At 70.6% G+C, this 22,866-nt stretch carries 19 protein-coding genes; 5 read left to right on the top strand and 14 right to left on the bottom strand.

Features of this window, described 5'->3' with window-relative positions:
• Positions 1-12 precede the first annotated feature (12 nt).
• Genes rplB through rpsJ form a run of 5 tightly spaced genes read right to left on the bottom strand, consistent with a single transcriptional unit; the run spans position 13 to position 2,956 of the window.
• Positions 13-849 carry a 50S ribosomal protein L2 gene (gene rplB / locus LK06_RS12300; protein ID WP_039656233.1) on the bottom strand — a complete coding sequence of 279 codons (837 nt, stop codon included), beginning with the start codon at positions 847-849 and terminating at the stop codon, positions 13-15.
• Between the two features lie 51 nt (positions 850-900).
• Complete coding sequence (gene rplW / locus LK06_RS12305; RefSeq protein ID WP_039656235.1) at positions 901-1,320, bottom strand: 50S ribosomal protein L23; 420 nt, start codon at positions 1,318-1,320, stop codon at positions 901-903.
• Positions 1,320-1,976, bottom strand: coding sequence for a 50S ribosomal protein L4 (gene rplD, locus LK06_RS12310; RefSeq protein ID WP_039656237.1), 657 nt, complete (start codon positions 1,974-1,976; stop codon positions 1,320-1,322). Before rplD ends, rplW begins: the two co-directional genes overlap by 1 nt.
• Positions 1,977-1,984: 8 nt before the next feature.
• A complete protein-coding gene (gene rplC, locus LK06_RS12315) occupies positions 1,985-2,629 on the bottom strand; it encodes a 50S ribosomal protein L3 (RefSeq protein WP_039656238.1) in 645 nt (214 codons plus the stop codon).
• Between the two features lie 18 nt (positions 2,630-2,647).
• Positions 2,648-2,956, bottom strand: coding sequence for a 30S ribosomal protein S10 (gene rpsJ, locus LK06_RS12320; protein WP_003948644.1), 309 nt, complete (start codon positions 2,954-2,956; stop codon positions 2,648-2,650).
• 809 nt (positions 2,957-3,765) lie between these two features.
• Between rpsJ and LK06_RS12325 the strand changes: the two genes are divergently transcribed.
• Positions 3,766-4,263, top strand: a complete 498-nt coding sequence (locus LK06_RS12325) for an HIT family protein (protein ID WP_063891029.1) — start codon at positions 3,766-3,768, stop codon at positions 4,261-4,263.
• 19 nt (positions 4,264-4,282) lie between these two features.
• Here LK06_RS12325 and LK06_RS12330 read toward each other — a convergent pair whose 3' ends face one another.
• The 7 genes from LK06_RS12330 to LK06_RS12360 all read right to left on the bottom strand — a co-directional run bounded on the left by LK06_RS12330 (position 4,283) and on the right by LK06_RS12360 (position 13,669).
• Positions 4,283-4,702, bottom strand: coding sequence for a hypothetical protein (locus tag LK06_RS12330; RefSeq protein WP_039656240.1), 420 nt, complete (start codon positions 4,700-4,702; stop codon positions 4,283-4,285).
• Complete coding sequence (locus tag LK06_RS12335) at positions 4,699-6,156, bottom strand: hypothetical protein (RefSeq protein WP_043405850.1); 1,458 nt, start codon at positions 6,154-6,156, stop codon at positions 4,699-4,701. Before LK06_RS12335 ends, LK06_RS12330 begins: the two co-directional genes overlap by 4 nt.
• Positions 6,157-6,172: 16 nt before the next feature.
• Positions 6,173-7,492 carry an OmpA family protein gene (locus LK06_RS12340; protein WP_052318874.1) on the bottom strand — a complete coding sequence of 440 codons (1,320 nt, stop codon included), beginning with the start codon at positions 7,490-7,492 and terminating at the stop codon, positions 6,173-6,175.
• Positions 7,489-8,394, bottom strand: a complete 906-nt coding sequence (locus LK06_RS33125; protein ID WP_052270207.1) for a hypothetical protein — start codon at positions 8,392-8,394, stop codon at positions 7,489-7,491. The genes LK06_RS12340 and LK06_RS33125 overlap by 4 nt, the downstream gene beginning before the upstream one ends.
• Before the next feature lie 174 nt (positions 8,395-8,568).
• Complete coding sequence (locus LK06_RS12350; protein WP_043405853.1) at positions 8,569-10,983, bottom strand: hypothetical protein; 2,415 nt, start codon at positions 10,981-10,983, stop codon at positions 8,569-8,571.
• Positions 10,984-10,991: 8 nt separating this feature from the next.
• Positions 10,992-11,627: a toll/interleukin-1 receptor domain-containing protein gene (locus tag LK06_RS12355; RefSeq protein WP_052270208.1), complete on the bottom strand. Its 636-nt coding sequence runs from the start codon at positions 11,625-11,627 to the stop codon at positions 10,992-10,994.
• Positions 11,628-11,983: 356 nt separating this feature from the next.
• Positions 11,984-13,669 (bottom strand): helix-turn-helix domain-containing protein, encoded by a 1,686-nt coding sequence (locus LK06_RS12360; RefSeq protein WP_078858766.1) that lies wholly within the window; start codon positions 13,667-13,669, stop codon positions 11,984-11,986.
• A 697-nt stretch (positions 13,670-14,366) separates the two neighbouring features.
• On the opposite strand from LK06_RS12360, the gene LK06_RS12365 reads away from it, so the two are divergent.
• The 4 genes from LK06_RS12365 (at position 14,367) to LK06_RS12385 (ending at position 19,623) form a co-directional block, all read left to right on the top strand.
• On the top strand, positions 14,367-14,873 hold the full coding sequence (locus tag LK06_RS12365) for a hypothetical protein (RefSeq protein WP_043432829.1): 507 nt from the start codon (positions 14,367-14,369) through the stop codon (positions 14,871-14,873).
• Positions 14,849-15,814 (top strand): LysR family transcriptional regulator, encoded by a 966-nt coding sequence (locus LK06_RS12370; RefSeq protein ID WP_052318875.1) that lies wholly within the window; start codon positions 14,849-14,851, stop codon positions 15,812-15,814. Before LK06_RS12365 ends, LK06_RS12370 begins: the two co-directional genes overlap by 25 nt.
• A 283-nt stretch (positions 15,815-16,097) precedes the next feature.
• Positions 16,098-17,471 (top strand): carbohydrate-binding protein, encoded by a 1,374-nt coding sequence (locus LK06_RS12375; RefSeq protein WP_086083311.1) that lies wholly within the window; start codon positions 16,098-16,100, stop codon positions 17,469-17,471.
• A 550-nt stretch (positions 17,472-18,021) separates the two neighbouring features.
• Complete coding sequence (locus LK06_RS12385) at positions 18,022-19,623, top strand: alanine/glycine:cation symporter family protein (RefSeq protein ID WP_039656253.1); 1,602 nt, start codon at positions 18,022-18,024, stop codon at positions 19,621-19,623.
• A gap of 41 nt (positions 19,624-19,664) precedes the next feature.
• Here the strand turns inward: LK06_RS12385 and LK06_RS12390 are convergent, their stop codons facing one another.
• Entirely contained in the window at positions 19,665-21,314 is a 1,650-nt protein-coding gene (locus LK06_RS12390; RefSeq protein ID WP_234367398.1) for a PucR family transcriptional regulator, read from the bottom strand.
• A gap of 228 nt (positions 21,315-21,542) precedes the next feature.
• Positions 21,543-22,823 (bottom strand): hypothetical protein, encoded by a 1,281-nt coding sequence (locus LK06_RS12395; RefSeq protein WP_039656343.1) that lies wholly within the window; start codon positions 22,821-22,823, stop codon positions 21,543-21,545.
• Positions 22,824-22,866 lie beyond the last annotated feature (43 nt).

The raw sequence follows: 22,866 nt of genomic DNA on the forward strand, positions 1-22,866 counted from the left end.
CTCAACCCGTCCTTAGCGCTTCTTGTTCGTCTTGCGGCGGCGGACGATGTACTTGTTCGACGCCTTCTTGGGCGAACGAGTACGGCCTTCCTTCTTGCCCCACGGGGACACGGGGTGGCGGCCACCGGAGGTCCGGCCCTCACCACCACCGTGCGGGTGGTCGACCGGGTTCATGACCACACCACGGACGGTCGGGCGAACGCCCAGCCACCGCTTGCGGCCCGCCTTGCCCCAGTTGATGTTGCTCTGCTCGGCGTTGCCGACCTCACCGACGGTGGCGCGGCAGCGGACGTCGACCAGGCGGATTTCACCGGACGGCATGCGCAGGTGGGCCATGGAGCCCTCCTTCGCGAGCAGCTGCACGGAGGCACCGGCCGAGCGGGCGAACTTGGCGCCGCCGCCCGGACGCAGCTCGATGGCGTGCAGGGTGGTACCGACCGGGATGTTGCGCAGGGCGAGGTTGTTGCCCGGCTTGATGTCGGCCCCGGGACCGTTCTCGACGCGGTCGCCCTGGTTCAGGCCACGCGGCGCGAGGATGTAGCGCTTCTCGCCGTCCACGTAGTGCAGGAGCGCGATGCGCGCGGTGCGGTTGGGGTCGTACTCGATGTGCGCGACCTTCGCCGGCACGCCGTCCTTGTCGTGACGACGGAAGTCGATCACGCGGTAGGCGCGCTTGTGTCCGCCACCCTGGTGGCGAACGGTCACACGACCGGTGTTGTTACGGCCGCCCTTGCTGTGCAGGGGACGGACCAGCGACTTCTCCGGCGTGGACCGCGTGACCTCGACGAAGTCGGCGACGCTGGCGCCACGACGGCCAGGAGTCGTCGGCTTGTACTTGCGGATACCCATTGTCTCTCAGTCCTCGGAAGTGATTTCCGAAATCTGGACGATCCCGACCGCTTACGCGGTCGGACCGCCGAAGATGTCGATACGGTCGCCCTCGGCAAGGGTCACGATCGCGCGCTTGGTCGCGGCACGCTGGCCGAAACCGGTGCGGGTCCGCTTGCGCTTGCCCTGACGGTTGATCGTGTTGACCCCGGTGACCTTGACGTCGAAGACCGCCTGGACGGCCTCCTTGATCTGGGTCTTGTTGGCACGCGGGTCCACGACGAACGTGTACTTGTTCTCGTCGAGGAGCGCGTAGCTCTTCTCGGAGACCACCGGCTTCAGCAGGACGTCACGGGGGTCCGTGTACGCCTTGCTCAGCGGGGTCTCGACGGTGTTCTTGCCCTCGGCAGCGTGGCGACGCGCCTTGGCGACGCGCGCGGCCTTGGCGGCCTTGGCGGCCTTCGAGGCGATAGCGGGGTGACGGATAGCCATCAGACCTCGCTCCCTTCAGTGTCGTTGGCCTTCTTCGGGCCGGCGACGAAGGACTCGAAAGCGGCCTGGGTGAAGACCACGTCGTCCGAGACGAGAACGTCGTACGTGTTCAGCTGGCCCGGCTCCAGGATGTGGACCTGGGGCAGGTTGCGGGCGGACAGCCACGCGGCCTCGTCGGAGCGGTCGACGACGAGCAGCAGGTTCTTACGCTCGCTGATCTTGCCGAACAGGCTCTTGGCGGCCTTGGTGCTGGGGGTCTCGCCCTCGACCACGCCGGAGACGACGTGGATGCGGTTGTGACGCGCCCGGTCGGTGAGGGCACCGCGCAGGGCGGCGGCCTTCATCTTCTTGGGGGTGCGCTGCGAGTAGTCGCGCGGCACGGGACCGTGCACAACGCCACCACCGGCGAACTGCGGCGCGCGGGTCGAACCCTGACGGGCGCGACCGGTGCCCTTCTGGCGGTACGGCTTCTTGCCGCCACCACGGACCTCGCCACGCGTCTTGGTCTTGTGCGTGCCCTGGCGGGCAGCGGCCAGCTGTGCGACGACGACCTGGTGGATCAGCGGAACGCTGACCTTGGCGTCGAAGATCTCCGCGGGGAGCTCGACGGAACCGGCCTTGTCGCCCGCCGGCGAAAGGATGTCAACAGTGCTCATCGGTTACCTCAGGCCCCCTTGGCCGCGGTGCGGACCAGGACGAGGCCGCCGTTCGGACCGGGAACCGCGCCCTTGATGAGCAGCAGACCCTTCTCCGCGTCAACGGCGTGGACGGTCAGGTTCTGGGTGGTGACCCGCTCGTTGCCCATGCGACCCGCCATGCGGAGGCCCTTGAACACACGGCCCGGGGTGGCACAGCCACCGATGGAACCGGGGGAGCGGTGCTTGCGCTGGGTGCCGTGACCGGCGCCGAGGCCACCGAAGTTGTGGCGCTTCATGACACCGGCGAAGCCCTTGCCCTTGCTCTTGCCGGTGACGTCGACCTTGGTACCGGCCTCGAACACCTCAGCGGTGATCTCCTGGCCGAGCGTGTACTCGGAGGCATCCGACGTGCGGATCTCGACGAGGTGACGACGCGGGGTGACGTCGGCCTTGGCGAAGTGGCCCTTGAGGGGCTTGTTCACCTTGCGCGGGTCGATCTCGCCGAAGGCGATCTGGACCGACTCGTAGCCGTCAGTGTCGTTCGTACGGACCTGGGTGACGACGTTGGGGCCGGCCTTGACAACGGTGACCGGAACAACGCGGTTGTTCTCGTCCCACACCTGTGTCATGCCGAGCTTCTCGCCCAGGATGCCCTTGATCTGCTTAGTCATCTCTCAGATCACCGGGCCTCAGAGCTTGATCTCGATGTCGACACCGGCCGGCAGGTCGAGTCGCATCAGAGAGTCAACGGTCTTGGGGGTCGGGTCGAGGATGTCGATCAGGCGCTTGTGCGTGCGCATCTCGAAGTGCTCGCGCGAGTCCTTGTACTTGTGCGGCGACTTGATGACGCAGTACACGTTCTTCTCAGTGGGCAGCGGCACCGGGCCCGCGACCGACGCACCAGTGCGGGTCACCGTCTCGACGATCTTCTTCGCCGAGGAGTCGATGACCTCGTGGTCGTAGGCCTTGAGCCGGATGCGGATCTTCTGTCCCGCCATGGCTACTCAGTAGTCCTGTCTCTCTTACGCTCCGGAACCCGGCGGCCCCTGCTCTCCGACCCACGCGGTCGGGCGTGTCGCGCTCCCGCTGACACAGATGCCCCTTGTTCGAACATCCCTGCGGGGAATGCACACGGCCCTTCCGGAACCGCAAGCCGGGGACGGAAAGCCCACCGGGTGCCTGGCCGGTGCCGCGCCCACACTTCCCGGAAGATTCCCGTACGTCCGTCCCAGTGCTGCCCTGAGGCAGTTAGGACGACGAGTACTGTGGGACTCGCTTCCGGTCCTCCCGGCGGGAGACGTGCAGCATCAACACTCGACCGAGCAACTCGGACAGTCTGCCATAGGGGGCAGGGGGCTGGCCAATCGAGTGGATGACAGTACCCCGCACCGCCTGCGGATCAAACCGGTGAACGCCCGGACGGAGGCAGACCGCCCTCGGGGGACCCGGCGAACCGGTAAGGAACCGTGGGGGGGCGCGCCGGCGCACGGGTGCCGGGAATTCACCGACGCATACGTCAGGATCTCCCGCCGAGCCGTCCGAGGGGTCACCCGCCGCTCGATCTCGCCGCACCCAATCCGGTTCCCCAACTCCCGCTGCGCGAACCCGGCCGGCCCGGCTCCCCCCGAGATCCTCCTCGAACCCGGCGGCCCTCGCCGGTCCGCGACCGCCACGACGACGTGCCCGACCGCGTGGACGCGACGGGGCACGGTGTGCGCCGGGCTGACCGTCGGTGCCGAGTTCCGAGCGCAGTGGTCGTACGGTGACGAGGCGCACCGATATAAGGCGATCGACACTTGGAGGATTCATGCCCCGGTACGTCGAGGACCGCCGCATGATGGACGGCATGCCCGGCCTCGACCGGCGCTTCGGGGCGGGCTGCCCGTTCTGCCACATCGTGCGGGGTGTCGCACCCGCGCGCGTGGTGCGCGAGTGGGCGGACGTGCTGGCGATCCGGCCTCGCGGCGGGGGTGTCACACCAGGGCATGTGCTCGTTCTCCCCAAGACTCATGTGCCGGACGTGGCGGCCGACCCGGTCGTCTCCGCCCTCACGATGCGGCATGCCGCCGAACTCGCCGCGGAGGTCGGCGACTGCAACGTGATCACTTCGCGGGGTACCGCCGCCACCCAGACGGTGCTGCATCTGCACATCCATGTGGTGCCACGGCGGCCGGGGGACGGGATCCAGCTGCCCTGGACGGCAGCCCCGCAGACCCAGACCGGGGCGGGGGCCGAGCGTGGCTCCGGCCCCGGTCGGCCCGGCCACGAGCGACGGGCTGGGACGGCACGCCCGGCCAGCCGGTGAACCCGCACACACGAAGCGGTCAACCCAAGAAGAGGATCAGCATGCTGTCGGCGGTGGCGAGCACTCCATAACAGAACAGCAGGGGCCGCGACAACAGCACACCAAGCCAGGTGACCGAGCCGCCGTACCGCTGGGCGTCCATCGTGAACACGGGTGGCGGGTCGTCCCGGCCGGCGACGATCCTCTCGTACAAGGTGCGGAACAGCCGTTCCTGGCGGAGGTAGTAACCGTCGAGCAACCAGAAGCCGACCGTCACGGTGACGGCCACCAGGATGGCCGTCCAGGCGGGGCTGCGGTTGCCGGCGGCGACCAGCACGCTGTTGAGCGTGATGCACCAGCCCTTGACCAGGAACGAGTTGTTGCCGAGCCGGGAGATCACGCTCTGCAGGAGCTCCAGGTGCTTCAGGTCCTGCTCGCCGAGCGGGGGGTGCCCGGTCATCCGGCGGGTGCGGGTGGGGAGGGCGGCTCTTCGGCCGGGGGCGGCGGTGGGGTTGTCGGCGGTTCGCCCGCGGGCGGTGGCAGCAGGGCCGTCGGCGCTTCCATGTCCCCCAGCTCGAACTGGATGGTCAGCTCTCCGACGATGTCCTCCAGCAGGTCCTCCAGCACGTCCGGCGCGTACCGGCCCAGCAGTCCGTTGCGGTAGTGGTCCAGGGGATCCAGCTGCCGCAACGGGGGCCGTGGGCGGTCGGTCCCGCCGCCGTCCTCGCTGCGGTCCTGCTCGGCGGGCCACGCGTAGTCCCGCAGCGGCATGTCCAGGGTGCCGGCCAGGCCGGTCTCGGCGCGTTCCTCGACGATCAGGGCGCAGGCGTCGTCCACGACACGCTGCGCGTCCACCGTGGCCTGGTGCACGGCGGCGAACAGCCGGTGCCAGGACGCCTTGTGCGCGGCGAGCCGCCCCCTCGCCTCGGGCACCAACGCCTTCACTTCCGCCTCGACGGCGGACAGGGCGTCCTTCGCCGCGCTGTCGCTCTCCGCGTACGGATTGTGTGCGAGGACGGTGGTCGCCACGGTGGCGAGGCCGAGTGCGACGATGAGGAACACCGCCATGAGGTAGCCGTTCTCCCCGAAGGTCGCGGTGACCTGGTGACTCTCCTTCGCCCGGCTGTGGGCGGTCGCGGCGAGCAGACCGATGAGCAGCACGTTGGCGAGCACCGGCAGGGTCAGGCCGGCCCAGGGCAGGTCGTCGGGCCGCCGGGTCTCGACCCGGGGCCCGTCCAGCCGCCACCAGTGCCGCCAGAGCGCCCGGGGGCCGAGCCGTACGCGTTGGGTACGGCGGCCGGCCCGGACCCGCTGCCGGAAGAGCGACCGGGCGAGCAGGGATGCCAGGGCGAACTGGAGGCAGGACACCCCGAGCGCGGCCAGGTAGCAGAACCCGTAGACCGTGATGCCCCAGAAGCCCTTGGGGGCGACGTCCAGGAGCCGGGTCATGGCCTCACCGACGAAGGGCAGGTCGAACAGCGCGCTGAAGGCGAGCATGACCCACTGGAGCCATGCCCACGGCCGCCGGCTGCCGCGCAGGCTCTCCGGTCCGTCCGCTGCGTGCCGGGCCCGTACGGCTCCCACCTGGCACCGCGCCTCACCCGCCGACCGGCCGACCGTGAGCCGCTCCACCGCGTCGATCGCCGACTGCGCCGACTGGAACGTCCTCAGAAGTTCGGTGCCCAGCTCGCCGAGCGGCGTCTGCGCCTTGGCCAGGCCGGTGTTGGCCTGGGCGAAGGCGCGCATCAGCAGGGCGCACTCCCGGCTGTCCACGGCGTCCACCGGGCGTGCGGGCGTGCGTCCGGCCGGGCGGTGCCCGTTCTGGTCGATGAGGGGGAGGAGGGACTTGGGGCAGGGTATTGGCGCCTCACGCGGGTCCGCCCGCTCCGATCCGTTGCTGCCGTTCACGTTCATGGCTGGCTGTCCGACCTCACTTCCGGATGATGCGAATGTCCACGCGGCGGTCGCACTGCAGCCGCTGCCCGCGGGACATGCTGTCGGTGGCCACGTCCTGGGGGCAGCCCGGTGACACGCCCCGGCCGTACGCCTTCACCCGGGACTGGGGCACCCCATGCTCGACGAGGACCTCGCCCACGGCGTCCGCCCGGCTCTGGGAGAGCGACTGGTTGTTGTCGGATCCACCTCGCGGATCGACGTACCCCTCGACCTCGACGCGGTCGAGTCCCGGTGTGGTGCGGGCCCGGTCGGCGATGTCGGTGAGCGCGGGCACGGCCGAGGGGCGCACCCGCGCCGACAAGGTGTCGAACAGGGCGGCGCCCGGCAGCGGGTACGTCCGGGAGTGGCCGTTGCCGTACGACACCAACGGGTCGGCCGGGACGGACGCGGTGGAGGCCGAGGGAGGTGCCCCCGCACGAGTCTGTCCGAGCGTGGCGGAGGAAGCCGTGTCGACAGGCGTGTCGCTGCTGGTGCAGGACGCGGCGGCACCGCCCCCGCGGACGCACAGGGTCGTCCACAGCCGGCCGAGCCACGTGCGTTGGGCGCGGTTCGCGGACGGCTGGCCGCCGGCCGAGTGGCCGAGGGCCACGAACGTGACCCCGATTCCGTGCAGGTCGGGGAGTTCCGAGTACGCGCCCTTGGCGGCGCACACCGACGCGATGGCCTTGATCTCCTGCTCCGAGCCGAACTGCGCCGCGCGCAGGTCGGCGCAGCCGGTGGTGGACAGTCCGTCGCTCAGGACCAGCAGCCGCCGTGGGCCCTTGACCTTGTCGAACAGCCCGATGCCGGCCGCCAGGGCGGCGAGGATGTCGGTACCGCCGTCGGCGGGCACCGCACGCTGGGCGGCGGTGACGTCGTCGGCGAGACAGCCGACCGCGGCGTCCCGGTGGCCGCCCTGGTTGGCGGGGTTCTTCGCGCTTGCCTTCCAGTTGGCCGACCGCTTCCGGTAGGCCCAGTTGATGTCTCCCGAAGCACCGCCGAAGGTGCCGAGGGAGAAGGTGTCGCCCGCCTCGACCCTCTCTTGGAGCACGGCTTTGACCGCTTGGCCGTAGTCGGGGCGCTTGGTACCGCGTACGGACGCCGAGCCGTCCACCAGGATCACGGTGCTGCCGGCTTCGACGGCCGGCGCCTGTGTCTCCATCCAGGCGCAGCCGGCCCTCGGCTCGTCCGCTTCACAGCCGGTGAGCAGCCCGACCAGCGTGCTGACGGCGGCCAGGACGCCGACCGCACGGACAGTGGCGGGCGCCCGAGGCGTACGGCGGTGCGGCGCCCGTGTCTGCTGTCCGGCGCTCATCGGGCCGACCCGTCGGGGGCGACGGCGTCGTCGACCCAGGAGAAGGGGCTGAGCCCCATCTCTCGGCAGAACGCGCTGAGCGCCTTGTCGTAGGCGTCGGCGAACTCGTACAGGCCGGCCTCCTGGTGATCGCCTCGGGCGCCCTTCAGGGCCGCCACCAGCGCCTCGGTGCTCGTACGGCGTTCCCGGCGCAGCGCCTCCATGACCTTGCGGAAGTCCGGGTCGGCGAGTGCGGCGCCGAACGGGACCAGCAGGCGCCGCTGGTGCGCGTCCAACTCGCCGAGGAGTTCCAGCTCGCTGATCACCTTCAGCCAAGCCTCGGTGAGCTTCCGCGTCCGCTCCGCCCTGAGCCCACCCACCTCCTCCGTCTCCCTGAGCGTCAGTGCGTCCAAGCGGTACGGCAGTACGTGCTCGCGTACGGCCGGGTCCATCCGCACCCGGACCGAAGGAGTGCAGCGGATAAAGCCCTGGGCGTCGTCGAAGCACCAGTTGCCGTCGGTCGCCAGTCGCGCGTTGATCGCGTGCTCGGCGGCGACCGGGTCGGCAGGGTCGCATGCGCGCGCGGCCGACCAGGCGACCCGGAGCAGTTCGTCGCGTGCGGCCTCCTCGTGCTGACGCACACGCGTCGTCAGCGTGTCCCGTGACATCTCCCTGCTGCTCCAGCGGAAGACGGGGAAGACCTCGAAGGAGAACACGCCGTCCTGGGCCGCCACGGAGAGCGGCGTCTTCTGCACGAGCGACTGCACGAACACCTTCTTGCGCGGGGCCGCCGTCTCGGACTGGTCCGTGTCGGGCCAGGCGGCGTCCGTGTCCTCCTCGGTGGCGTTGTCGTACCTCGAACGCCACCACGCGCGTATGGCCTCGCGTACCGTGGCGAACAGGCCCTTGGGCCGTCGTCCCATGGGTGGTCCTCCTGCGGGTTGATCTGTCTGTCGGGTGTCGTGTTGCCGGCTGCGGTCGCCGTCGTCGTCGCTGTGGCCGTGTTGTGGCCCTGTCGTGGTCGTGGTTCCGGGCGCGTGGTCGTGGTTCCGATCGTGGTCACCGCCGTGGTGGTCGATGCGGCGGGAAGCCCCGGCTCACTCCCGGCCGAGCCTGCGCAGGATCCGGGCCACGCAGCTGGCCTTCGGGTGCTGCCGTGCCCAGCGGCCGAGGTGGAAGCGTGCCCGGCTGACGAGCCGGGGGACGCAGACCTGCTCCATGAACTCGTCCAGGAACACCGCCAGGTCCTCGTCCTCGTCGGCGGCCAGCAGCCACTGCCTCACCAGCTGCCACGCCTGTCCGGAGTGCGCCGGGTCGATCAGCGCGCGCTGCCACAACAGCACCAGCGCCTGCCTGCGCCGGGGATCGCCCATCGCCAGGTCCACGAGCTTCGGCCGGGACGGCAACTCGGGTCCGACGGCGTACGGGCCGAGGACGAGCAGGGTCCGCACGGCGTGCCGGGGCAGGTGGTCGTTGTCCGCGCAGATCCACCGTCCGAGCGCGTCCGCGATCGGATCGGCGCCGTCGGCCGTGAGGAAGAGTGCGGCGGCCGCGTAGGCGACGGAGACGTAACGGGCGAGCGCGGCTCTGCCGCCCAGCGCCTGCAGGGCTTGCAGGGTGGCCGGTACGTTCCGGGTGCCCACCGGCGTGCCGTAGGCCCGGGCTGCGCTGTCCTGCAACCAGCGTCTAGGGCTCGTGGCCCAGTCGGCGACCTGGCGGTTGACCCGTTCCGTCAACCACGGGTCGTCGGCCGCCATCGCCGCCGCCATGGCCAGGGCGGCGTTCTGCCGGTCCCTGACCGAGCTGCTGCGCGCCCAGTCCCGTACGAGGTCCCGGTACACGCTGTCGAAGTCGTGGCGCAGCAGCAGGCCGGCGATGACCGCGGCTCGTGACCGCACCCGCTCCAACTGGTCGGCGGCCAGTCGCCGCAGCCATCCCAGCAGCGGCTCCCGGAGCCATCCCAGGCCGTGCCAGATGACCTCGATGACGACCGGAACCAGTTCGGGCTCCGCGAGCCGAACACGGCGGGGGTTGTCGGACAGCGCGGCATCCGGTTCGGCGGCGACACCCATGCCGGGCGGGACCAACTGATCGAGGTCCATCTCGAAGACGGGCCGGACGGGTGTCTCGTCCCGGTTCTCGGCGCGCAGGACCTCGTCGGCGAGCAGGGTGCTCGCCCGGATGAAGTCGGACAGTGCCAGCTCGTCGCAGAGGATGTAGGCGATGCGCAGCGCCTGCCAGGGCGGATCGTGGGCCGCGGTCGCTGCCGAGTCGGACGCCGGGCTGGTCAGGCCCAGGAAACTCCTGACCACGGGACGCAGCCGATCGCGCCATGCGCCGAAGGCCTCGCCGAGTTCCTCCGCGTCCCGGTGGAGGTACGTGGCGAGCGTCGCAGCCAGGGGCACGGCCTTGCGCACCGGCAGGGTGGCCCCGAGTTCCCTGTCCACGCGCGGATCTTCGAGGACCTGCTTCAGGAACTCCTGCTCGCTCTGGTGCGTGCAGCCGTCCCCGTCGGGGCACCCCTCGGCGCGCCGCGTCTCCAGTGCCCACCGCAGGTGCGCTTCCAGAACCTTCTTCAGAGCGGGTCGGGGATGCCGGAAGGCGTACGGGGGCTGGGCGTCGGCCCCGGTGCTCTCGACGATCAGCCCCACGTAGGCCCCGCGCTCGCGGGCCCGCAGGCTCAGGGCCTCCAGTACGGCCGGTCCCGGCTCTTCGGTCCCCAGGTCCAGTATGACGCCGTGGCCACGGGTGAGGTGCTGGTCGGCGCGCTCGACCAGGGCCTGGGCCAGCCCCGTTCCCGCGCTGTGCAGGACGCTGAGACGGTCGCTCCCGCCGCACGCATCGGCCAGTGCGACCCGGGCCGTGGTGTCCCGCCCGCTGCCCCGCTGCCCGAGCAGGACGGCGAGGTGGGTGTCGGCCAGTCCGGAGGCCAGCCGGTCGAGGCCCGGGGGCCGCTGGTACAGGCGGTGGCGCCAGGCCGTGTCCCGGGCGCCGAGGGGCGTCTGCTGGAACTCGGCGGTCGCCCGGACCGCGCCGGTGCTGAGGTTGAACGCGACGGCCACGTTGCCGTGACCGCCGTACACGCTCGCGTTGCGGGAGGACTGGCCCACGATGAAGTCGAACCGCTCGTGGGACAGGGGCTCGGGGGCGTTGTCGTCGTCGTCCTGGGCGGTCCGGGGCGGCTGCTCCTGCGCTCGGGAGGGATCCCGGGGACGGGAAGGGCCCGGGCGGCCCGTTTCCTCCTGGTCGTACCGGGTGTCCCGCTCGTCGCGCCCGTCCTGTGCTTCTGGTGCGGCACCGGAGTCCCGGTCCCCGTCCGGGCGTCGGGCAGCACCGCCCTCTCCGCCGTCCGGGGGCTCGCCGAAGGCCGTGCGGGCTGCGCCGTCGTCCGGCTCGGCGAACCGGGACGCGGCCGCGTCGGTGCGGTCGTTGTCGGGGTGCGGGGCGTCCGCCCTCGGGGTGGGAGCGCCGCCGTCGAAGGCGTTGTCCGCCGGGTCTGCTGTCGTGCTCACAGGCGTTCCTAGTCGTCTTCCTCGGGTTCGGAGGCGTAGTTGTTGGTGGTCAGGCGGTTGTTGCTGCCGCCGAAGGCCATCGAGGCGCGGTCGATGCGGTCGATCCGGTCGAACCTGACCGTCGTTCCCCCGTTCCTGCGGTCCGGGTCGTCCGTGTCGCCCCGGCGCGCGGTCCGGAGGTCGGGGACCGCTTCACGGATCGCTTCGAAGAGGGGCGGAAAGTCGATGTGCTCCTGATGCGGGCGGAAATGGACGGCCTGACGATTCGCCAGTTCCGCGATGTCGCCCGGAAGGGCGTTCTTGTCCGGCAGGTCGGCGCCGTCGACCAGAACGGGCAGGACGGACAGTTTCCACTCAAAGGCGCGGGCGATCTCCTGGTGGACCCAGTCCTCCTCGTCGTCGATGAGGCGGCGGCCCGCGTCGTCCGTCACCGACGCCCATCGGTGGCCGATGACCGCGAGCAAGATGTCGCACTTCCTCAGCTTCCGCTCGATCTCCTCACGGAAGTCGGCGCTCTTCGCGATGCTGCGCTGGTCCCGGAACACGTTGTGCGCGCCGAACTCACGCTGGAGCGCGGTGTCGATGTGCGGCCCGGTTTCCCGGGTGTCGCGGCGTCGGAAGTTGACGAAAATGAGGGGGGCCATGTGGTTCCTCGCTCTGTGATGGCTCGCTCTGCGATGGCTGGCTCTGTGATGGCTGGCTCTGTGATGGCTGGGAAGGGGCGTGCGCCGGACGCGCCCGGCGCACCGGCCGGGTCAGAGTGGTGGGTGAATCCAGCATTTTCAGCCGCCTTGCGGGCGGTCAATGTGTTGCCTGTGGACACTTCCGTAGGCAACAGGACACAAGCGGTCCGGGAGGGAGCAGGCGGGACGAGGCGATGGTGGGCCGCACGTTCTCTACGGAGCCGCCTCCTTAGCCGTCCGGTCGGCTACTACGTCCGTCGGCGACTCCATCCAGTCAGCGGCCCCAGCCCGGTCAGCGACCCCGGCCCGGCCAGCCGCTAACGATGCCCGGTCCCGGCCCCCGGAGCGCCCCGCAGGCTCGCGGCGATGATGGGAAGGGCGTCGCGCACCGCGGGATGTTTGCTCCGCGTGGTCAGCGCCGACCGAAGCTGTCGCACGTCGGACCGGACGGTGGCCGAGTCGGTCGCCATGACGTCCCGGGCCACCGACTCGGCTACCTCACAGGCGCGTTCGACGCGTCCGGCGCCCGCCAGGGCCAGGGCCAGGCGTGCGTCGTGGCGGGCGCGGGCGCGCACGGCGTACGGCGCGATGGACTCCCGACCGGTGTCGAGCAGGGCGACAGCCGCCTCGGGGTCGCCGAGTTCGTGAAGGCACCACGCCCTGACGAACGCGGTGAGGTCAGGGAGATGCGTGCCACCGAGGGCGGGGCTGCCGTCACCCTGCAGTCCGGATCCGCCCGCGAGTTCGGCACCGCGGTCCAGCGCGCGACGGCAGGCGTTCTCGTCGCCCAGGAGGGCGTGCCCCTGGGCCTCGCGCTGCGCGGCCAGTTCCCTGAGGCGTCGACCATGGGCCCGTGCGGTGGCGGCCCGCGCGAGTTCCACGGTGGCCAGTGAGTCGCCCTGATAGAGGGCGAGTTCGGCCTGGCGCAGCAGCGCGTACGCGGCCAGTTCGCGGTCCCCGCCGGCCTCGGCCAGCTGGACCGTCTGATCGGTCCAGCATCGGGCGGCCCGGTCGTCGCCAGCCTCCTGCCACATCCACCCCGTGTACTCGGCGAAACGCGCGGCGAGCCGCAGAACGACCCCACGCTGTGCGGGCGGCGCACCGTGCACCAGGCCGCGCAGGGCGGCGGTCGCCGCGCCGCTCAGCGGGATCACGACGGCCGGACCGCAGCACTGGCCGAGCCGGCGGTACTCGTGGAACAGGGTCTGAAACACCGGGAGTGCTTCCTCCACCGGCGTCTCCTCGGGGAGGCCCGGGGCGATGACGCAGTGGGCCACCACGGAGGGTGGACCCCCGGCCGCGAGGGTGGCGGGATCGCCGGAGGTGAAGTCGCTCGCCCCATCGGCGTGCAGCCGCAGCGACCACGCGCCGGAACCGGTGGGCTCGGGGGCGGGCGTGCTGCGCTGCGGCGGCGGGGCCAACAGCGCGACGAGTTGTCCACCCGCATTCAGCCTGCTGTCCAGCAATCGGGCGAGCTTGCCACCTGGCTTCGCCTTCCCACCTTCGATCTTGCTCAGGTACGACCGCGAGATGTGCACTTTCTTGGCCAGTTGGGCCAGGGACTGGTCGGACTCGTACCTTCTCCGGCGTAATTCCTCGCCGAAGGCTGGCTGGCCTGGTGGCATGGTGACTCCCGCCTCGCGTCGTCGCTGGACGGAGTTTGCCACAACTCCGACTAAGATCATCAGGTTGGTGGATTTATGCGATGTAAGGCCTGACTCGCGTTCTACATACGTAAATTCATTCGAATGGCCGTTGTATGGCACCACGGGGCGCATGAGCGACTCGGCATCCCGGCACCCCCAACCCGGGCGCGTCCGCGCCTCGAACCGAGGAGCCTCAGGATCCGCTGCACGGACTCGCTCGACGTTCACGGGACGCAACTTCCACGTGATCACCGCGGCTGCGCCCGCTCCGCTTCCCGGGATCTCCCACTGACCGACTTCTGCCTGATGCCGGGTCACCGTCCTACTGCCCGCCACGACATCCCGCTCCACACCCATCAGGTTGCCGACAAGAACTCATTCCGAGATAATTCACCTCGCAATTACCACACAAAAGGGCGCCCGACCGGTGCGACAAGATGTCACACCTTCGGCGCATTTCCTTTTCGCGAGAGACACATCGCGGTCGATTGATTCGATTCACACACTCCCGCCTTGCTCTCATTCCACCCGAAGGCGCGGGCGTCTTCGCCCCGCACGGAAAGCAGGGAAGGGAGCGTCATGCGGGCCATGCGAGCCCTGCTCGTGGGAGCCTCCGCACTCACCGTCTCGGTGGGCACAACGGCCGCCTCGCAGGCCATGGGACGGGAACACCCCTGGGCGGCACACGCCGCCCAAAGCGCCACGCCGTCCCCGGCACACGACGGGGACGAAAAGGGGCACCACAAGGATCACAAGGGCCGCAAGGAAAGCTACGAGCACGACAAAGGGAAGGGCAACAAATACCAGCTCGCCCACAGCTGCAAGGGCACATTCGGCTATTGCACGAACAACGCGGTCTTCGCTCCGAAGCTCCTCGGTGATATCGGCCTCACCACGGGTCTCATCGGTCTGACCAGCGGAACCAACGGACAGACCACGTCGACCACGAGCACCACCACGCCGCCTCCCCATCAGTGGTGCTCCCCCGGGCTACTGGTTCAACCAGGGCCTCGTCATCGCCGCCTTCCTGTTGCGGGAATGGCCCTCCCGCCGCGTGCTGTACGGCGACCGCAGTCCGCTGTCCCACGACATGGCACCCGAACTAGCCTGCCTGGACGGCACTTTCAGCGTGCTGCAGTGGTCCGGCGGACGGCTCTGGTTCAAGGTCGTCTACTCCCTGACCATCACCTCGGCCTTCGCCGCCCTGGTGGGCCGGCGCACCAGGACGATGTCCGTGCTACTCATGACGGGGGTGCTCGCGTTGGAGAACCGCAATCCCCCAGTCAGTGACGGCGTGCCGGCGCACGGCGCACGAAGGGGGCATCCCGATGACATCCGGGACCAGGTGCCGGGCCAGAGCGCGGCGGACCAGGGAGGTGATGGGCGGGGACCTGCGCCCACCGGGCAACTGACCGCCCCGGACCGCGCCGTTGAGGAGCGGGTACCCATCTGCCGCGGCCCCTCCGTAGCCGACGGCGCAGCACAGGTCTGGACCAAACCCTTGCCCGCGCGCCGCCCACCGCGCAAGCTCCCTTCATGGAGCTGGAGTTGCGGCATCTGAAGACTGTGCGGGCCATCGCGGAAGCGGGCAGTCTCACCCGGGCGGCCACGGCCCTCGGGCTGGCGCAACCCGCGCTGAGCGCGCAGCTCAAACGGATCGAACGCGCCTTGGGCGGCGAGCTGTTCGACCGTGGACGGCACGGGGTGCGGGCCACCGCGCTGGGCGAACTGGTACTGGAGCGGGCGCGGTTCGTACTCCCCGCGGTGACCGAGCTGCAGCAGGAGGCGGTCCGCTTCACGCACACCGCGCGCAACGCACAGCGGCTGCGACTGGGCGGCACCCACGGCCCGCTACTGGGTGCCCTGGTGGCCCTGCTGACGGACGTCGCACCCGAGGCCCAGGTGACGACACAGGCGTCCTGGTCGGTGCGGGAACTCGCCACGCGGCTCACCGAGGGCCGCCTGGACTTCGCGGTGGCCGGCACCTGCGGCACCGCCGCGCCACCCGGCGCCGCACACCTGACCTGGCAGGAGATCGCCGTCGACCCGGTCTTCGTCATGCTCGCCGACGGGCACCCGCTCGCCCGTCACGGCGAAGTACGGCTGGCCGATCTGACGCACGAGGAGTGGGCCTGCGTGCCCGGTGACGGCTGCTTCGCGGACTGCTTCACCGCGGCCTGCGCCCGGGCGGGGTTCGCACCCCTGCGGATGTACGAGACGGACACCGCATCCTGTGTGCACTTGGTCCAAGTGGGCCGGGCGGTAGGCCTGTGCCGGGCCACCTTCCCGACCACGCCGGGCGTCACCACCCGCCCGCTGGCCGGTACCCCGCTGGTCTGGCGTCATCTGCTGGGCTGGCACCCGGCGGCCCAGCGCGCGGACACCGCGGCCACCGTGCTCGCCCAGGCCCGCAGCGCCCACGCGGGTGCGGCGGCCCGCAGCAACGGCTACGCGGACTGGCTGGCCCTGCGCGGGGCGGCAGGGAGGAGAGCCAGGGCATGACCGCAACCCCGGCCCCGCCCCCGCCCGCGAGCGGCTGCGCCCCGGCGGCACCTTCCGCACCCTCCGCGGCTCGTTCCACGCCTCCCCCGCGACACCGCCCGCGCTTCCGGTGGCACCGGTCACCCCGCGACACCGACCACACCCCTGGCGGCACCGTCCGCGCCAACCGACGGTCTCCGCCGTTCTATAACCCTGGACAGGGGGGTCAACTGAAGTCTTATGCCCGCTGGTTGACACTCCCTACGGTTTCGGCACCTCCCCACCGAAACCAAGGAGATCCCCCATGCTCCAGCGACCCACCAGAGCCGGCTACGCGGCCGTGGCGGCGGGTGCCCTACTGCTGACCGGGCTGTCCGGCGGCTCGGCGAGCGCCGCAGCCGCCACCGCGGACGTGCCGTCGGCGCCTTCGGCCGCCGCGACACTGCACACCGTCGACACTCCCCCCGCCATGCTGCGCGCCATGGAGCGCGATTTCGGTCTGGACCGGCGGCAGGCCGAACGCCGGCTGGCGAACGAGGCTGAGGCGGGTGCAACCGCGGGCCGACTGCGAGCCGCCCTGGGCAGCGACTTCGCGGGGGCCTGGGTGCACGGCGCCGAGTCCAGCGCACTGAACGTGGCGACCACGGACTCCGCTGACGTGGCGGCGATCGAGGCCCGGGGCGCCCGGGCCGTGGTCGTGCACCGCTCCCTGGTCGCGCTCGACGCGGCCAAGGCCCGCCTGGACCGGGCAGCTGCGCACCGCAACACGGACGACGCCCCGGTCTGGTACGTCGACGTGCCCAGCAACAAGCTGGTGGTGCAGGTGGTACGGCCGGCGGCGGGCCGTGCGCTGGTGAAGGCCGCCGGGGTCGACAGGTCGATGGTCCACCTCGTGAAGTCGGCCGAGCGGCCCCGGCCGCTGTACGACCTCAGGGGCGGGGACCCGTACTACATCAACGGCAACACCCGCTGTTCGATCGGTTTCCCGGTCACCAGCGGCACCCGACAGGGATTCGCCACGGCGGGCCACTGCGGCCAGGCGGGCAGTACCACCGCCGGCTACAACCAGGCGACGCAGGGCAGCTTCCAGGCGTCGATCTTCCCCGGAAACGACATGGCGTGGGTGGCGGTCAACAGCGGCTGGACCGTGACCCCGTACGTGTCCGGTGCCGGCGGCCAGGACGTCCAGGTAACCGGGTCGGCCCAGGCGCCCGTGGGCTCCTCGGTGTGCCGCTCCGGCTCCACGAGCGGCTGGCACTGCGGGACGATCCAGCAGCTGAACACCAGCGTGACCTATTCCGAGGGCACCGTCACCGGCGTCACCCGGACCACGGTGTGCGCCGAGCCCGGCGACTCCGGCGGCTCCTACCTCTCCGGCAGCCAGGCCCAGGGCGTCACCTCCGGCGGCTCCGGCGACTGCACCAGCGGTGGAACGACCTTCTTCCAGCCCATCAACCCGCTGTTGCAGACATACGGCCTCACCCTCGTGACGACCACCGGCGGCCCCGGCGGCCCCGGGAATCCTGGTGACCCGAGCGGCACCTGGGCGGCCGGCACCGTCTACCAGACGGGCGACGTGGTGACATACGGCGGTGCCAGCTACCGCTGCCTCCAGGGCCACCAGGCCCAGACCGGCTGGGAACCGCCGAACGTGCCGGCCCTGTGGCAACGCCTGTGACCGGCCCGGCTCCACAGCGGCACCCGGCGGCGTGAGGAGGGAAGCGGGTCCAGGCCCCCGGCGTACGAACCGCGAGCCGGCGGGGGGCCTGGGCCACGGGGGGGCGACGACCCGGGCGACCGAGCGGTGTGCGGTGGTGCGCGACCGGACAGCGGCCCCTGTCGTCACTTCGTCCCCGAACCACAACGCCACCCCGGACCACGACACTGCCCCGGACCGTCCGCAGATCACCGGACGTCCACAGATCTGGGGCACGGCGGTGAATAAGGACACGGTGCCCCACCTGTCCGTAGTCGCTCGGACGCGGGAGGTGCTCTGAAGAGAGGGTCCGCCCTGTCATGCGCAGCGCTGAACGTCACTTTGACGGCGTACTGGCCGGTTCTTTGTCCACATTTACGAGAACTGGGTCGACCGGCACCCCCTACGGTTTCCCGAAACCCGACGGCTTCGGGTCTCACACACGGGTTCCCGGCAGCACAGTCCCCCAGTTCGGGCCCGGTCGGCACCGATGCGTCGCCAGGTCGGCGGGTCGGCGGAAAGGATCAACCCCATGGCTCAGGTTCAAGCGCTGCAGCCTGCCCTCAGCACAATCCGCTTTCAGGCTCAGGGAGCGGAACACGGCTTTCTCGGACAGACTGAAGAAAAGATCAATTCGCTGTTCGATCCACTGGCCAAGGGGCTCGGCAACTTCGTCTTCGCAAAGGTCACCGTCTTCGGGACGACCTTCCCATGGATCGTGGCCTGGCTGGTACTGGCCGGGGCGGTCTTCACCGTCTATTTCGGTTTCATTCAGGTGCGCAGCATCAAACTGTCCCTGAACCTGCTGCGCGGCCGGTACAGCCGGCACGATGACCCGGGCGAGATCACCCACTTCCAGGCGCTGTCCTCGGCCCTGTCGGGAACGGTCGGCCTCGGCAACATCGCGGGCGTCGGCGTGGCGATCACCATCGGCGGCGCCGGGGCGACCTTCTGGATGGTGCTGTGCGGTCTGCTCGGCATGGCCTCGAAGTTCGTCGAGTGCACGCTGGGCGTGCGCTACCGCGACCGGCACGCGGACGGGTCCTACTCGGGCGGACCGATGAAGTACCTGAGCAAGGGCCTGGCGGAGCGCCTGCCCGGTACGGGCGGACGCGTCCTCGGCAAGGTCCTCGCCGCTCTGGCGGCCGTGATGATCCTGCTGTTCGGCATCGGCGGCGGCAACATGTTCCAGGCCAACCAGACGGTCACCCAGATCCGCAACGTCACCGGCGGTGACAGCGGTCTACTCGGCGGCAGTGGATCGGCACTGGCCATGGGCGTCGTGCTGGCCCTCGTCGTCGGCGCGGTGATCATCGGAGGCATCAAGTCGATCGGCAAGGTGGCCAGCCGTCTGGTACCGAGCATGGCCGTCATCTACTGCGGCGCCTGCCTGGTCGTCATCCTGACCAACATCACGGCCGTTCCGGCGGCGTTCGGTTCGATCTTCCACGAGGCCTTCACCGGTCAGGGTGTGGTCGGCGGTGCCGTCGGCGCGCTGATCGTGGGCTTCACCCGCGCCGCCTTCTCCAACGAGGCCGGCCTGGGCTCGGCGCCCATCGCCCACTCCGCGGTGAAGACCCGCTACCCGGTGACCGAGGGCCTGGTCGCACTGATCGGACCGTTCATCGACACGGTCATCGTGTGCACCATGACCGCGCTGACGATCGTCATCGCCAACAGCGGTTTCTGGAACCACGCCAAGGCGCAGTACGCGGCGGACGGCACCACCCCCGACGGCGTCACGGTCACCTCCTCGGCCTTCGAGTCCGTGCTGCCGTGGTTCCCGAAGGTCCTCACCGTGGCGGTCATCCTCTTCGCGGTCTCGACCATGATCACCTGGTCGTACTACGGCCAGAAGGCCTGGATTCACCTGTTCGGCAAGACGAAGACCAGCGAGCGCATCTACCAGGTGGTCTTCTGCCTCTTCATCGTGATCGGCTCGGTGCTCACCTTCGGCAGCGTGCTGGACTTCACCGACGCGGTGCTCTTCCTGCTGGCGCTGGTCAACATCGTGGGTCTCTACCTGCTCGCCCCGTTCGTCAAGCAGGAACTGGCCCGGTTCCGCCAGGCGCTGCACACCGGTGACGTGGGCGAGGAGCGTGCGCCGGAGGCGGTCATGGAGGAGGTCGGCTAGCCTCCGGGCCGGCGCCCGGCCCCGGCCCCGGTGGCCCCGATTCAGTGCCCGTGCGAGGCGTTCCGCACGGGCACTGCTTCCGTTTCCAGCAGCAGCTGGAGGTGCGAGAAGAGGCATTGGTGCGGGTCGGCCAGATCGATCCCGCTGATCGCCTCCGCGCGCTTCAGCCGGTAGCGGAGGGTGTTGGTGTGCACGTGCAGCAGACGGGCCGCCGCCCGCATGTTGCACTGGGCGCCGATGTAGGTGAGGACGGAGTCGACGAGCCCGGCGTCGTGCTCCCGGTCGTAGCCCAGCAGGGCGGTGATCCGGGGGTCGCGTAGCCGGGGGTGCTGCTGCAGCAGCGCGAGCGTGTCGCCGACGAGGACCTCCGAGCGCACGTCGGCGATGGTGGCAACGCGCCGTCGGCCATGGTGGGTGATGATGTCCAGGACCCGGTCCGCCTCCGCCTTGGACTCGACGACCGAGTCCAAGGCGCCGACCACCGAGCCGACGGCCGCGCGGACGTCCAGGTGCAGGCGCTGACCCGCGGACCGCACGATGTCGCCCGCCAGTCCGACGACGATGTCCTCGCCGGCCCCCTCCGGTAGCCCCGGCAGCAGCACGTACACGCGGTTGCCGCCGACGGACACCAGGGCCCGCCGGCGGAACGCACCCGCGTGGACGCTGACCAGACTGGCCATCTCGGCCCGCTGCAGCTCGAAGGCCGGCCGGTCCGTCCCGGTGTCGTCGTCCTTCAGGGCGAACGCGACGATCGCAGCCGGCTGCGTCAGCTCGACGCCGACGCTGGTGGCGAAGGAGCGCGGGTCTATGTGCCCCGCGAGCAGCCGGCCGAGCAACGCCTCCTCCGTCTGCGGGTCGGACCGGGCCCCTGTCCGGTGCCGTACGAGCAGCAGGGCGGCCGCACGGGCCGCGCCGGCCAGGGCCTGCTCCGCGCTGTCGGACAGGCTGTGCCGGCCCTCCTGCACCCAGATCGTGCCCAACCACTGGTCGTGGACGCGGATGCCGATCGCCAGTCGTCGCCGGATTCCCAGTTCGGGACGTTCCTCGACCCACACCACCTGGCCACCGGCCCGCAGCTGTTCGTACACACCCCACTGGCGCAGCAGGGCGAGGTAGTGGGCCGGGCCTTCCCATCCCAGGATCGAACGCCGCCTGAGTTCGTCCACCTCGTCGTCGGAGCGGGAGTAGGCCAACACCCGGTTGGCGCTGTTCTCGATGCTGACGTTGCCGCCGGTGAGGGCGGCGATCGTCTCGGCCAGCGCGAAGAGGTCGGTGGGCTGGTCAGGGTCCGGCACCCCGGCCATCCGAGCGTCGGCGACCGCACGTCTGACCAGGGAGTCCAGGGTGCCCCAGCGGACCTCAGGGCGGATGCCGAGCACCACGACACCCGTGTCCTCGGCGAGTTCCTTCAGCGCCTCGCGGTCATCGTCGCGATCGACCTTGACCACCACCACGGCGGCACCCTGCTCGGCCGCGGCCCGCGCCATGCCCAGCGCCTTGCCGCCCCGCGCCCCGATGACGAGCACCAGGTGTGCCTGGTAGGCGTCGGGCTGCTCATCGGCGTCCAGGATGGCCACGTCATCGACGTCGACGTCCAGCCCGTCGGGCGCGGCGACCACATCGATGACCGGCTCCCCGAGCGCGAGCAGCAACTGCCGCATGCCTGCTCCCGCCGACACCGTCTCATCCACGTTGAGCACCTGCTCCTGCCGCTGCGCGGTCCCGGGGAACCGCACTCCCCCGTCCAATGTTCGACAGGACAAAAATACAAAGATACGGAAGGCGCGGGAAGGGCGCCACGCAGCGCCGAGGTTCCCGTTCGCCCGGCGGGCCCGGATGTTCCCACGGGGCACCCGGGCAGGTGTCGCGCACGCGTACCGGTAGCGCCCCGATTCCCCCGTCAGGTACGCGTTCCCCCGTCAGGTACGCGTGACGTCTCCGCAGCCCTCGTCAAACAGGTCCTTCAAGGGCTGGCTGCGGTCGTAGGGGTCCTCGGCGGCTCCGGTGGCCGGCGCACCGGTGGGCGAGTCGCCGGGGAAGACGGGGTGCAGGTAGCCGTCGTAGATTCCGCACTCGTTGTTGTAGGTTTCGGCCTCGAAGGGCCCGACCGTAAGCTTCCCCTTCGTCGCGATCCAGCGGCCCGGATCGGCGAGGGTGGCGGTCACCTCGCGGCGGACGATGGCGCGCGTCACCCGGTCGTCGCCGCCACCGGCCCGCACCAGCGGATACACGAAGGTGTAGTCGGCGTGCACCTTCACCTCACCGGGTTTCCCGGCGGCGAACGTCATATGGCCGCGTACCTTGACCACCTTGCCCGCCAGCCGCACCTCGCTCGGATCGAAGCGGCTGACGAAGTTCATGGGGTCGTGCTTCTTGTCCGCGTGACGCAGTGACTGCCGCAGCCACGCCATCATCTTCCGCTGCAGCGGGTCGAGGAGGGACAGCGCCCGGGTGGGCTCTCCGCCGCGCAGCACGGCCGGGTCCAGGCTGGTGTCGACCAGGAACTCCTTGGTGCGGCGCAGGGCGAGTGCCACGTCGTCCTTGGTCATGCCGCCGACCGCCTTGGCGGGTGGCAGTTCGATGGCGTCGGCGCCATCGGCCCATGCATGGGCCGGCGAGCCGAGGAAGGGATGGTCACGCGTGGGCAGCACGGTCTGCCCGGCCGCGCTCGGGGCGCTGGAGGGCAAGGCCGTCTCGGCGGGCAGCGGTGCCGGGGAGGCGTCGGCCCCGGCCGTGTGATGGCCGGGCAGGTGGTCCAGCAGGAGCGAGGGGCGGATGGCGACCAGGGCGGTGGCCACCGCCAGGGCCACGCCGGCCACGGCCCAACGCCGGCGCCGGCGTTGGGCCTTTCCGTTGATCTCCTGCCACGCAGGTCCGGTGCGCCAGCCGGGCGGTGTCGCCGGCTGCGGTGCCTGCGCGGCTCTCCGACGCCCGCGGGGCAGCCACCATCGACGGCCCTTGAACCGGTTTGTCACCCGGCCCGTCATCCGCTTCTCCGCCTGGGCCCGCTGCGCTGCGTCGTCCGCCTCACGAAGCCTGCGCGCCACCACCCTGGCCCGCGCCGACGGCTCCTTGGGCGCGTCGGTGCCACCAGTCCCCTCGGTGACGTCCCGCAGAAACGAATCCCATTGCTCATCGGGTATGGACGGCTGCTCGCCGGGTTCCTCGTCGGGCCTCTCCGGTGGCGGGACAGTACTCACGGGCTCACTTTCGTCGGATGACCGGGCCTTGATCATTCCTAGG

It is taken from the genome of Streptomyces pluripotens (genome assembly GCF_000802245.2).
GTDB lineage: Bacteria > Actinomycetota > Actinomycetes > Streptomycetales > Streptomycetaceae > Streptomyces > Streptomyces pluripotens.